General features: G+C 39.4%; 9 protein-coding genes and 2 rRNA genes. 1 reads left to right on the plus strand and 10 read right to left on the minus strand.

The window, feature by feature from the left end; all coding sequences use genetic code 11:
- Window positions 1-27: 27 nt before the first annotated feature.
- From C5470_RS13840 to C5470_RS13850, 3 genes are read right to left on the minus strand one after another with little or no spacing between them, the layout of a single operon-like run.
- Entirely contained in the window at window positions 28-924 is an 897-nt protein-coding gene (locus C5470_RS13840; RefSeq protein ID WP_166290042.1) for a hypothetical protein, read from the minus strand.
- A gap of 48 nt (window positions 925-972) precedes the next feature.
- Window positions 973-1356, minus strand: coding sequence for a DUF4260 domain-containing protein (locus C5470_RS13845; RefSeq protein WP_166290046.1), 384 nt, complete (start codon window positions 1354-1356; stop codon window positions 973-975).
- Window positions 1349-2185 (minus strand): alpha/beta fold hydrolase, encoded by an 837-nt coding sequence (locus C5470_RS13850; protein ID WP_166290049.1) that lies wholly within the window; start codon window positions 2183-2185, stop codon window positions 1349-1351. Before C5470_RS13850 ends, C5470_RS13845 begins: the two co-directional genes overlap by 8 nt.
- An 819-nt stretch (window positions 2186-3004) precedes the next feature.
- Here C5470_RS13850 and iclR point away from each other — a divergent pair.
- Window positions 3005-3835, plus strand: a complete 831-nt coding sequence (iclR, locus tag C5470_RS13855; protein WP_166290052.1) for a glyoxylate bypass operon transcriptional repressor IclR — start codon at window positions 3005-3007, stop codon at window positions 3833-3835.
- Between the two features lie 265 nt (window positions 3836-4100).
- On the opposite strand, the gene C5470_RS13860 is transcribed toward iclR, so the two are convergent.
- From C5470_RS13860 to C5470_RS13890, 7 genes are all read right to left on the minus strand, one after another.
- Window positions 4101-4664 (minus strand): hypothetical protein, encoded by a 564-nt coding sequence (locus C5470_RS13860; protein ID WP_166290055.1) that lies wholly within the window; start codon window positions 4662-4664, stop codon window positions 4101-4103.
- A 420-nt stretch (window positions 4665-5084) separates the two neighbouring features.
- Window positions 5085-6857 (minus strand): bifunctional isocitrate dehydrogenase kinase/phosphatase, encoded by a 1773-nt coding sequence (aceK, locus tag C5470_RS13865; protein ID WP_166290058.1) that lies wholly within the window; start codon window positions 6855-6857, stop codon window positions 5085-5087.
- A gap of 62 nt (window positions 6858-6919) precedes the next feature.
- Entirely contained in the window at window positions 6920-8227 is a 1308-nt protein-coding gene (gene aceA / locus C5470_RS13870; RefSeq protein WP_166290061.1) for an isocitrate lyase, read from the minus strand.
- Between the two features lie 62 nt (window positions 8228-8289).
- Window positions 8290-9888, minus strand: a complete 1599-nt coding sequence (gene aceB, locus C5470_RS13875; RefSeq protein ID WP_166290064.1) for a malate synthase A — start codon at window positions 9886-9888, stop codon at window positions 8290-8292.
- Window positions 9889-10180: 292 nt separating this feature from the next.
- Window positions 10181-11110: a homoserine O-acetyltransferase MetA gene (gene metA, locus C5470_RS13880; protein ID WP_166290067.1), complete on the minus strand. Its 930-nt coding sequence runs from the start codon at window positions 11108-11110 to the stop codon at window positions 10181-10183.
- A 1744-nt stretch (window positions 11111-12854) separates the two neighbouring features.
- A 5S ribosomal RNA gene (gene rrf / locus C5470_RS13885) occupies window positions 12855-12970 on the minus strand.
- Between the two features lie 115 nt (window positions 12971-13085).
- Window positions 13086-13176 (minus strand): 23S ribosomal RNA (locus tag C5470_RS13890); the annotation flags it as partial.

Raw genomic sequence — 13176 nt, forward strand, 5'->3', positions numbered from 1 at the left:
AAACAACCCACTGAATAAGCCTGATATCTACACTAAGCCCATATACTCAAGGCGGGACTGTTGCATCTGCTCAACCAAAGAATGAGACAGCTCAAGACGAGATTCCACTGTAGACTCGGATAACAGCATTCCAGGCGCCAATTCATAGCCGTCAATAAAACGCAAATTGCTCTGCATACCCCGTTGATAGAACATTTCACGCTCTACAAACAAGTCATCAACAGAGACCTGATGCCATAACGCCAATCCTTCTTCTATACACTCAAGAGCCGGCTGCTTTAACGAGCTATCCTTTTCGAGCGCCATTTTGACGATGTTTGCACACACAGTCAGATGCCTTAATTCATCGGCGTTAGCTCTGGCCTGAGTCTCAGCAGCGGTAATATCAAAAGGACGCCATTTAATCTCACTGAGTTCTGAGGTTGGCGCCAGCACCCCTTCCAGAACAACAGTAATGATCAGCACACCTGCGATGTAGTCATTTTTCAATACCACCCACTTGTCAAAATAGGTTCTCAATGTCTCCAGCATATGGGCCATTTTTCCCCGTAAAAGGCTTTCCATTTTTCCGGCGACATTGTTGATATCCGCGAAGCCTATTCTCACCAGGTGTTCCCTGAATAATTTGGCATGTCTGCCTTCATCAAATATCTGGGTCAACATATAATCAAAGTTGATATTGTCAGGTGCCTTATCTGCAAGCAACAACAATGCCTTAGTCGCTTCATATTCTGAAATCGATTTAAAAGAGAGCTCCCTAATCAGAGATTCCCGTAAATCACCGGGCAAATAGGTTAGTTTAAGATCATTGGCATAATGTTTTTTTTGTCTTTGTTCAACCTCTACCTGTTCAGTAAACCATTCATCCAATCCCCAATCCTTTGCCTGCATTTCTATTTCCGATGCCTGTTTAATTAAGCCCATGATATAAATTCCTATTTAGATAGAGTTATCTCTCTGTAATGCTTCATTTCAATGAACAGTTGGCTGCTTAAATACATTAATAGATAATTTAGGGAAATTTCCCAGTACACCTCGATCCAGGCAAATATGGACAAATAATGCAATTACACTGTAATTATCCTGAAATAACCAGAGCCAGAGCAAAGTAATCATGCTAAGCGTGAATAAATTGTGGCAAATATTATAAACAGTATAAAAAGCAGATGGCGGAACCTCTTTTTTATTCAGCAAGCTCCAGATCCGTCCGGGGTAATAGCCGATAATATCAATCAGAAAAAATAACAAAATAAATTGCCACCAATTGATATAACTCTCAAGCTGCCAGGTTAGAAATAAACCGATGAAAAACAATCCCAGAAATTCCCAACGTAGAATTTTCAATGTATTAATCATTTTTATTCTCCATCATTTCTCTCTTCATGATTGCAATAATGTCTTCTGGCTGTTTAATCCAGACACTATGAGGATTCCCTTTAAGAGCCAGGGTTATTTCACTAACTTTTGCGTGAGGTATAAGATTTGCCAATGACTGGGTAGATTTTAACGGTGCCCAATTATCTTCTTTGAAACAAATATAAACCACTTTAGATAAGTGCTTATTCCTCTTACCGTTATAAGCACTGATATGGTCATAATTCCCTGTACAGACCGTTCTGGACCAGTCCCGCATTAACCCCTTAGCTTCTCTGATACCAAAACCAATCTTTTTCCCAGGGAGATAACCATATAACGCAGTCAGAATGTTAAAAACAATCGCGGCCTTTATCATCTGTATCCGCCCCATTCCCTGCCAATTCTTATACCACACGTTCCCGGTTGCTACACAAAACAGAGAAAAAGGCCGGTCAGTTGAACAGGCAAAAAGCGTAGCAACATGCCCCCCAAGGCTGTGACCGAAAACAATAGGAATTTCCTTACTATTTAATTGAATAGCCTTGTCCAACATCGCGGGAAGATAATCCCGCAGCAGATCGGAATAGTTATAATCATTTTCCCTGCTGGGTTTGGGTTGGTTGTCTCCATAACCTGGCATATCAGCAGTCACAACCTGAAAACTCTCTTTTACCAGTTGTTGTATCAGAGTTTCATACTTCCTGATTTCCACACCAATAGCCGGTAACAATACAATAACCCTGCCATGACTATCTCCCTGATAAACCTTATAATTACAGAGAAAATTGCCAGCCACTTTAAAACTATTACCTGCAATATTATTTTTCATATCTGCATATTCCCATTGGCTACATCATGCTCCAGTGACTGTCATCGGTAATTAGAGCTGAAAAAAAATTCGTGTTTTTAATACGATAAATGTCAAATATTTGTTTATCTCTGGCCCTCCGGGCTATTGGTGGTTTTCAAATTATTATTAACCAATAAAAAAGTCCCTTATACTTTCTTAGTAACAGGCTATCGATAAATCAAGAAACATATATTATTTTACAAATTATTTTCTGTAAGAATTATTTTACACCTCACACATAACTTAATTTCGAAAATAAATTATACCATGCAGATATTAATAACAATTAATTACCAATCAATAATAATATCGATCCTGAATATATTAAATATATATGGGTAATGTTTACAGATAGATATAACTATATAGAAAAACACACAGTTGATAATAAAGATAGATGATCTTAATTAAGAAAACACATAAAAAAATTAACTTTATTCATGTTCCAGTTAAACAATACATTCAGAAATCATTTTCACTTATTATGCTAATGCATATATATTATTTATACATTAATTTCATAGAAATATTATTAACATTGTTCGCCAACGCCTACAAGTGTCTATTATTACCCTTTCATCCTGTTACCTGAATAAGATGAATTCAGAACACGATAGTGGGTTCAAGTGTATATAACTTGAGTCGCACTGAGCCAGCCACGTTAGCCTCCATGATAAGTTTTTTTAAGATCTCAATGACAGGTAGCATTCTCCACACATCGGATGAGTGTTTTTTAGGTTTATCGTCCATAATGAGAAATGAAAATGAATTCCATCTTATCATTCAGAGGGTATTTCAATGAGCACTGCCGTTACCAGTAAAAAAACAAAAAGGACCAAGATTACGACGAATAATGCTGCTGCTAACGGGCAGGTACAGTCATTAAGTCGCGGACTTAACCTTTTGGAATCTATTTCCGAGTCACCTGGTGGTATCGCGCTGACTGATTTAGCACAGCAAGCCGGATTACCAAACTCCACCACTCACCGCCTTCTAACCACTTTGCAACAGCACGGTTTTGCCCGCCAAATTGGCGATTTAGGATTGTGGGTTATCGGTTCACACACGTTTATTGTCGGCAGCAGTTTCTTGCAAAGCCGCAATCTATTGGCACTTATTCACCCTATCCTTCGCCGCCTGATGGAAGATTCCGGTGAAACCGTCAATCTGGCTATTCTTGATCACAGTGAATATGAGGCGGTTATTGTCGATCAGGTGCAGTGTAATGCCCTGATGAGAATGTCCGCACCTATTGGTGGCAAATTGCCTATGCATGCTTCCGGGGCGGGAAAAGCATTCCTTTCAACACTATCAGATAACCAACTGGTTCAATTACTGCATAAGAAAGGGCTTCATGCTTACACACAACATACCAAGACAACCCCTTCGAGTTTAAAAGAAAATCTGGAACAAGCACGTAAACAAGGGTATTCGTTCGATGATGAAGAGCATGCTTTAGGTCTGCGCTGTATTGCCGCCTGTATTTATGATGAGCATCACCAAGCCTTCGCTGCTATTTCCATTTCCGGACCTGTATCTCGGATCACCGATGATCGCGTCACTGAACTTGGTGCCTCAGTTATCCGTGCAGCAAAAGAGATCAGTAAAGAATATGGTGGGATTCGTTAATTCTTTTTATTAAATTATCATCTCCTTCTCAGGGCATTGATTTTTTCATGCCCTGTCTTTTCAGCCCAATAAATTCAACTTACTTTATAATATTCCTGAAAATATTATCGGTAATACAACAGAATAATAACGAAATTATTTAACCAGTTTAGAAATAATATCAGTAACAAATGAGATAAAGGGTCCGAAGACAATTATATTTCCAGACCCTTACAGATATAGGGGGATGAGTTAATAAAGCACTAATCGATGAGTGCCATCCTTATTAAATCACTTTTGATAGATTCCAAGTGCCTGTTCCGTTGCCTCGATTAGAAAGACGTGAAGTATATACATTATATACTGCACCAGGAGCAGTAGCATTGAAACAAGTATCGAGAAATCCCCCGCGTACACTATAATAACCATTCAGAAAACGGATAATATCGCCTTCACGAACTTTACCATCATATCCATTGGTTGTATCTGAAAAAATGTACCATGTCAGGGTCTCAACCGGACGTGCTGTTTTATCAGCCGTGTAAACATTATAGAGCTCAGGCGACGGTGCGAAACCATTAGTGCCAAGATATCCTCCATTATTTTGGTAAAGGTTCACAAGAAACACCGTATCATCACTATAAACCGCTGCCCCTATGTTCTTTCCGCTCGCAGATAAGATTTGCCATGTACCTGTACCCGGACCACGTGTCGGTGAAGAAGCCGTAAGTACGTTATATTTTGCTTCCGACATATTTGCATGACCATTAGTATCCAGATAACCACCATTTCCATTATTATAGTTATTTTTGATATGAATTTTATCGCCATATAAAATTACACTAGCCATTATTAACTCCTTAAATGATTTCATTCAATTATATAAAATTTTAATTAAGATTTAAAAATATTCATTATTTTTTAGTCATTAGCTGTGACAAAAATATTTTTTTCTGAACTCAATGAAATTATAGAACACCAAAAAATAAACAGTCCATTTTTATTTCTTAAAGAAATCGCAAAATATATGGTTTTAATTTACATTACGATTATACCTTCTTAAGAAAAAATATATTTTACATTAAACTTCAGATTTATTATTTTTAGGGATATTCATATCCGGAATAAGAAAAATAAATCGGAATTAATTTATATTTAACTTAAGTAAATAATTTAATGAAGATAATAATATTAACTACTGATGAGCCACAGATTCGGCTAATAGCGGATGAAAACAGCAGTTGCCAATAGCAACTGCCATGAGTAAACATCACACTGAATCTTTGGAGGCAACAGCATAACGGGTTTCTGCATCATTACTCTCAATTCGCTGGCTAAACCGCTGTTTACGGCGATATGCAAACACATCTTCCACATGACCACCTTTAATCCGTTCCTGTAGCGCTCGCCAATAATCTGCTTTGAACAAATCACTATGCATCTCTTCAAAATAACGGCGAATACGACTGTCAGTACAAAGAAAATGTCGGAATTCCTCAGGAAAAACATCATTTGGCGCTACGCTGTACCAAGGTTCACTGGCAAATTCATCTTCTGGATAACGCGGCAGCGGTATATCGCGGAAGTTAACTTCCGTCATATAACAGATTTCATCATAATCGTAGAACACCACACGCCCATGCCGTGTCACACCAAAATTTTTAAACAACATATCCCCAGGGAAAATGTTCGCCGCAGCAAGTTGTTTAATCGCATTACCGTATTCTTCAATCGCATCTTTCAGTTTCTGTTCATTCACCTGTTCCATATAGATATTCAACGGTGTCATCCGGCGTTCCATATACAGATGCTTGATAAGGATCTTATTCCCCAAATCTTCCAGTTTTTCCGGTATTTCTTTCTGCAACTCTGCCATTAGTTCAGGACTGATACGGGCCTTATCAATAACAAAATTTTCGAATTCCTGTGTGTCAGCCATTCTTCCCACACGGTCATGCTCTTTGACCAGACGGTAGCACTCCTGCACCCGCTCCTGCGTCACCTCTTTCTGCGGCGCAAATTTATCTTTAATAACCTTGAATACTCTATCAAGTGAAGGGGAAGTAAACACCAACATCACCATACCTTTAACACCGGGAGCAATCATAAATTGCTCTTTAGAGAAGGTAATAAATGCTAGATATTCCCGGTAATATTCTGTCTTACCGTGCTTCTGACAGCCAATGGCCATATAAAGTTCAGAGGTTGATTTGGCCGGCAGAATTTCCCTCAACCACTCGACCAAAGCCGCAGGCAAAGGCGCATAAACCATAAAATAAGAGCGGGCGAAACCGAACACAATGCTGGCATCAGCCTGATCGGTCAGACAGGTATCAATAAAAATCCCACCAGATTCGTTATGATGGATCGGCAATAAGAAAGGATAAACCTGATTTTCAATGCGGATTTTACCCACTAGCCAGGCGGCTTTGTTACGATAAAACAGTTCATTCGCTATCTGAAACGTCGCCTGTAATAATTCTGCGGCTGGAAATGTTCGTTGCAGATAATCCGTGATGTAACGAATATCCCTTTTCAGATCTTCCCAATGTAAACGAAGCGGCAGATCATTAAGCATTGTCCGTAACATTGAAGCAAGACTGCCATCAGGAAAAAAGTCACGGGATAACGGCCGGGGAATATCCCGGAATCTGCGGGCAGGCTGGGAGGTAAAAATAAATAACTTATCCGGTGTCAGGTTACGATGCTCAAACAGACGACAATAAACAGAATTAAAAAAACTTTCGGCAATTTCAAACCGGGGATAATCCGGTAATAAACTAGTATAAACCACCTTCACTTCGGCAATGTACTCTTCATCATATCCGAAAGCACCATGTATACATTTAAGCTGCTCAACAACCAGCCCAACATGATGATCATAAAGATTGATACGCTTTTTCATCGCTTGCTGAACGGCGCGCCAGTCAGCCTGTTCGAAGCGTTGCTGTGCACCTGAAGTCACCTCCAAAAAGCGACCATACTGTGCATCGAATCCTTGTAAAATCGTTTGTGCTATCAGATGTGCTGAATCTATCCCCATCGCAACCCCTCAATATATTCAGCCTGCAATAAGCAGGCTGAATAACATAAGAAACACAATACTCAGAACTGCTGCTCTTCCGTAGAACCAGTCAATGCAGTCACTGACGATGTACCACCCTGAATAATCGTGGTCACTTTGTCGAAATAGCCTGTACCCACTTCCTGCTGATGGGAAGAGAAGGTATAACCACGCTCAATAGATGCAAACTCTCTTTCCTGAACTTTCTCCACATAATGTTTCATGCCCTCGCCCTGCGCATAAGCATGCGCCAGGTCGAACATGTTGAACCACATACTGTGGATACCCGCCAGAGTAATAAATTGGAATTTATAGCCCATTGCTGACAATTCAGCCTGGAAACGCGCAATAGTCTTATCATCCAAATTCTTTTTCCAATTGAACGATGGAGAACAATTGTAGGCCAATAACTTACCGGGATATTTGGCGTGAATCGCCTCGGCAAAACTGCGGGCCATTTCGATATCCGGTGTTGATGTCTCACACCACACCACATCAGCATATGGAGCATAAGCCAAACCGCGACTAATCGCCTGATCGATACCTGCTCTGGTACGGAAAAATCCTTCATAAGTCCGTTCGCCAGTAATAAACTCACTGTCATAAGCGTCACAATCAGAAGTCAGCAGATCAGCTGCATCGGCATCTGTACGGGCAATGAGCAATGTCGGCACGCCGGAAACATCCGCTGCCAGACGCGCAGCAACCAATTTTTGAATCGCCTCTTGTGTCGGAACCAGAACTTTACCGCCCATATGACCACATTTTTTCACCGCGGCAAGTTGATCTTCAAAGTGAACAGCCGCAGCGCCAGCCTCAATCATGGCTTTCATCAATTCAAAGGCATTCAGGACACCACCAAATCCTGCTTCCGCATCTGCCACAATTGGCAGAAAATAATCGGTATATTCCTGGCTATCAGTACCAATGCTATTTGCCCACTGAATCTGATCTGCGCGGCGGAAACTGTTGTTAATACGTTTGACTACCGCCGGAACCGAATCCACAGGATAGAGGGATTGATCAGGATACATACTGGATGCGGTGTTAGCATCAGCCGCAACCTGCCAGCCAGAAAGATAAATCGCCTCAATACCCGCTTTTGCCTGCTGTAATGCCTGTCCGCCAGTTAATGCACCCAATGAGTTCACATAACCCTTCTTTGCTTTGCCATGCAGCAGTTCCCACAATTTTTTGGCGCCAAGCTGTGCCAATGTATGTTCGGGATTAACCGAACCACGCAATTTGACCACATCTTCCGCACTGTACGGGCGGATAATTCCATTCCAGCGAGTGCTTTTCCATTCCTGTTCCAGTTGAGCGATTTGTTGAGTTCTGGAGATTGTCATGACGTCTACTTCCTATCTTTATTAAATTAATCGGATAATGGTGATTTATTATTATTCGTTGCTTAGTCGAGCAATTGATATCCCGGCAAGGTCAGGAAATCTATCAGCTCATTCTGAGTCGTAATACGCTCCATCAACTTGGCCGCATTGTTAAATCGCCCTTGGCTGAAACGTGTTTCTCCAACTTCTTGCTTAATGACCTCCATTTCCTCTTCCAGCATTTGCCTGAACAAATTTTTTGTCACTTTTTTACCATTGGATAATAATTTTTCATGATGAATCCATTGCCAAATGGATGTCCGGGAAATTTCTGCTGTCGCAGCATCCTCCATCAAGCCATAGATAGGCACGCACCCATTTCCTGAAATCCAGGCTTCAATGTATTGAACTGCTACGCGGATATTGGCGCGCATCCCTTCCTCAGTACGCTCTCCAGGACAAGGTTCCAGCAATTGCACAGCCGTAATAGGTGCATCTTCTCCGCGGGAAATAGCTAACTGGTTTTGCCGTTCTCCCAATGCTTTATCGAAAATCTCCATTACCGTATCGGCAAGACCTGGATGAGCAACCCATGTACCATCATGACCATTTCGCACTTCCAACTCTTTATCCGCCCGAACTTTATCTAACACCCATTTGTTGTGTTCAGAATCTTTACTTGGAATAAAGGCCGCCATTCCCCCCATCGCAAATGCTCCGCGTTTATGGCAGGTTTTGATCAGTAAACGGGAATAAGCACTCAGGAAAGGTTGATCCATCGTGACAGATTGACGATCAGGCAAAACCCGATCACCATGATTTTTCAGTGTCTTGATATAGCTGAAAATATAATCCCAGCGACCACAGTTAAGACCAACGATATGATGACGAAGATGGTAAAGAATCTCATCCATCTGGAATACAGCAGGCAGGGTTTCAATCAATACCGTTGCTTTGATGGTGCCTCTCGGTAAATCAAAGCGATCCTCTGTAAAACTGAACACATCATTCCACCACTGCGCTTCGTGGTAAGACTGAATTTTTGGTAAATAAAAATAAGGACCACTCCCTTTTGCCAGCAATTGCTGATAGTTATGGTAAAAATAGAGCGCGAAATCAAACAATCCGCCGGCAATGGGTTCATTCTGATAGAGAACATGTTTTTCCGGTAAATGAAGCCCCCTTACCCGTGCGATCAAAACAGCCGGATCTGATCGTAACTGATACTGCTTACCCTGCTCATTAACGTAAGAAATTGTGCCATTAACAGCATCACGTAAATTGATTTGTCCTTCAATAACCTTATCCCAGGCCGGTGCTAAGGAATCTTCGAAATCAGCCATGAAAACTTTTACATTCGCATTCAAGGCATTGATAACCATTTTCCGTTCTACTGGTCCAGTGATTTCTACTCTGCGATCACGGAGATCGGCTGGAATGTTTTGAATTTTCCATTTACTTTCTCGAATGGAACTGGTTTCCGAAATGAAATCAGGCGATTCGCCACCATCAATTTTCTGCTGCCAAATATCCCGATCCACTAATAGTTTTTTCCGTGTATCAGTAAACTGAACAACCAGATTTGCCAGAAAATTTACCGTTTCAGGCGTCAAAACCTCCTGTTCTGCCGCGCCAAATTGCTTAATAAACGATAATTCAGTCGCTAAAGTTTGCTGCATCATTCACTCATCCTCATTTTAAAGCACACCTGAATAAGAGTAATCGATATTTAAAATAAATCAAAAACGATTTCCATTTTTAAATAAATTTATTTTTATCCAAGTAAAAACAATGAATTAAATGACAAATTACCCATGTATAATTAGAGAAATTGATTCCATAAATTATAAAATCATTTTGTTAAGCTTTTGTTATATAAGATAAACTACAAAAAGTGCGGTGTTTTGACAGAAGATCAGAAAAAAATCTGGGTGGTAGGATGATGGAATGGCTGAGATTCAGCCATTCATAAAGTTAATCCAGAGTTGGATTCATGTAAGTAAGATCATATGGCGTAATCTGATATACATAGTAATTCAGCCAGTTGGAAAATAATAAATGCCCATGGCTACGCCATGATGCCAATGGTTTTCTTTCTGGATTATTATCTGGGAAATAATTTATTGGGATCTTTGGATCCAGACCTGCCGCTAAATCACGTAAATACTCACCGGCCAGTGTTCCGGCATCATATTCAGGATGACCCGTTACAAACACCATGCGTTTATCTTTGCTCGCCAGTAAATACACGCCTGCATCTTCAGAGCTGGAAAGAATATCCAGATCGGTATGTTCACGAATAACCGGCTCAGGAAAATCCGCATAGCGGGAATGAGGAGCAAAAAAAGATTCATCAAACCCTCTAGTCAATAGTGCCAGAGGCTCCAGCGTCGTATGATAATAAACACCTGATAATTTTACTTCTCTGGTAAGCTTCGGCAAACCATACAAAATATTCAAAGCCGCTTGTACCGCCCAACAGATAAATAGAGTAGAAGTTACATGCTCCTTTGCCCAACTAATTATTCTTTCGATCTGCCCCCAATATGCCACATCTCCAAATTCAACTAACCCCAATGGAGCACCAGTGACAATTAAGCCATCAAAATTTTGGTGTTTTATTTGCTCAAAATCACAATAAAAGTTATTCAAATGCTCAACAGGCGTATTCCTACATTTCCGGTTATCCACCCTGAGTAGCTGGATATCTACCTGTAAAGGCGTATTAGATAGCAACCGTAAGAATTGATTTTCAGTCTCAATTTTCTTTGGCATCAGGTTAAGCAGCAATACCTTTAGCGGACGTATATTTTGAATATTTGCACGGGTAGATGTCATCACGAACACATTTTCGTCTCGTAAGAAATTCACTGCCGGTAATTCATCCGGTATACAAATTGGCATGCTATAACCTCGATTTTTTATCCATTTATACACTTAGACTTCTAGATAGCTAAATCTAACTAAATATTAGCTAAATGTCGAGGCTTTACAAGTAAACTGAAATTATTTCATTTTGTTCATACCACGATATCTAACATGAAAATAGTTAATAAATTTTTAATATTTTAAACAAAAAATAATTTGAATTTCATTTTTATATAAAAAGATAATAAGGCAAATTTACTTAAAAATGGAATGAAATACGCTAGAAATCAATACAAAAAGACAAGATCTATTAATAAATTATTCTTATTGTTAAGCTATCAGATCTGCCTCCAGTGCCGAAATACATGTAGCTTCCTCTGAAACAGATATTCGAACTAATTATAATCTGTCAACAACCAGCTCGATAAGGTAGCTTTATGAATATGAGAAGATTCCCATCATAACGAGCTGAACTGAGAATATCCTGATTCATTTTCTTTCTATCAGATTAAAAACCGTTTAATTCATTTATCAGCGATTCTATACTTTGCTTATTTTACATTTATCCAATTCTGTCATAAGCATTTAAAAGTGCGAATACAGAGGCATTAAAACTCTTATATCCAGGGAGGATTTAACTCAATAAATGCAACTTTTCAACAGGAGAGTTAATAACGTTTAATCGAAAATCATTAATAGAAAGTTGAAAAGAAATCTGCACGCAAAAGAATATTTTCCAAATAGAGAGGTGTTCAAGTGCTTTTTCGCCGGCTATTTTACGAAGAAAACCTAAAAATAACGCAATAATAAAAGGGATAAAATAGTTAATTTGGTAGGATTTAAGCCCTGAAAATAAAGGAGGTGATTATCCGATCAATAAAGATAAAAAACGGGTATGACTAGTGTTCATTAAGCGTAAAACACGATATTCGATAATGATTAAAGTTAACAAAAAGCAGACATTAAAAGTGGTAAAAACAGCGGCTAAAACTTTATACCTATTAAAACCATAAGTTAAAACAATGATTTTTAATAACAGTTTAAATTACAGTCTTGATGCCCGCGAAATGAACCTGTAATTTAAAAGCGTAAATACAGAGGCATTAAAGTTTTTATATCTATGGCGGATTTAACTCAATAAATACAACTTTTCAACAGGAGCATTAATTATCTTTAATCGAAAATCATTAACCATTAATAGCAAGTTGAAAAGAAATTCGTACGCAAAAGAATATTTTCTGAACGGGTGGATTTTCAAGTACTTTCTAGATGGTTATTTATGAAGAAAACCATAAAAATAACACAATAAAAAATGGATAAAACGGTTAATCTAGCAGGATTTAAACCCTGAAAAAAAGGGGGGGATTATCCGAAAAAACAGAAAGAGGTATTTTTATATTATCAGATTATTTAATTGCTGATTTATGAAGATTGAATAAAGGATGATGACCTAAAACCCGTTCAGGATCACTGGTAAACCTTATCGATGGGCCGGGATTCTATTTTATGAAAAAGCAACCAATAAATAGGTACTGATAATCTTTCCCATTCAATACAGCTTTATCAATAGTCTTTAAATTGTCATTCAGGATGTTTTTTTAATTAAATGTGATTTATTTTTAAATAAAAATACCCATTCTAAAAATATGAGACTCGCCTTGGTTTCTAAAAGGAAATGAATATCGGATGAAATCAGTTAATCAGTTAATCAGTTAATAAAATCATCCCCCTGAAACGCAAAAACCCCCAGCAGGCGCTGAGGGTTTCTACTTCAATTAAAGCCTGGCAGTTCCCTACTCTCACATGGGGAGACCCCACACTACCATCGGCGCTACGGCGTTTCACTGCTGAGTTCGGCATGGGGTCAGGTGGGTCCACCGCGCTATCGCCGCCAGGCAAATTCAGTTCATTCCGACCGTGATGTGCCTGCTCAACACACCACCATCCGAACCAATCTGGCAAACAAGCTGAAATACTCTCATCTCTCACACCAAAACCCCTTCGGTGTTGTAAGGTTAAGCCGCTCGGTTCATTAGTACTGGTCAGCTCAATGCATCGCTGCACTTACACACCCAGCCTATCCACGTCTTCGTCTTAAACGT

Origin of the sequence: Photorhabdus stackebrandtii (assembly GCF_011189495.1) — a bacterium.
Taxonomy (GTDB): Bacteria; Pseudomonadota; Gammaproteobacteria; order Enterobacterales; family Enterobacteriaceae; genus Photorhabdus; species Photorhabdus khanii.

Bases quoted from the DNA above. Each gene is read 5' to 3' on its own strand.
- C5470_RS13840 (WP_166290042.1), bottom strand. From the start codon at position 924: ATGGGCTTAATTAAACAGGCATCGGAAATAGAAATGCAGGCAAAGGAT.
- C5470_RS13845 (WP_166290046.1), bottom strand. From the start codon at position 1,356: ATGATTAATACATTGAAAATTCTACGTTGGGAATTTCTGGGATTGTTT.
- C5470_RS13850 (WP_166290049.1), bottom strand. From the start codon at position 2,185: ATGAAAAATAATATTGCAGGTAATAGTTTTAAAGTGGCTGGCAATTTT.
- iclR (WP_166290052.1), top strand. From the start codon at position 3,005: ATGAGCACTGCCGTTACCAGTAAAAAAACAAAAAGGACCAAGATTACG.
- C5470_RS13860 (WP_166290055.1), bottom strand. From the start codon at position 4,664: ATGGCTAGTGTAATTTTATATGGCGATAAAATTCATATCAAAAATAAC.
- aceK (WP_166290058.1), bottom strand. From the start codon at position 6,857: ATGGGGATAGATTCAGCACATCTGATAGCACAAACGATTTTACAAGGA.
- aceA (WP_166290061.1), bottom strand. From the start codon at position 8,227: ATGACAATCTCCAGAACTCAACAAATCGCTCAACTGGAACAGGAATGG.
- aceB (WP_166290064.1), bottom strand. From the start codon at position 9,888: ATGATGCAGCAAACTTTAGCGACTGAATTATCGTTTATTAAGCAATTT.
- metA (WP_166290067.1), bottom strand. From the start codon at position 11,110: ATGCCAATTTGTATACCGGATGAATTACCGGCAGTGAATTTCTTACGA.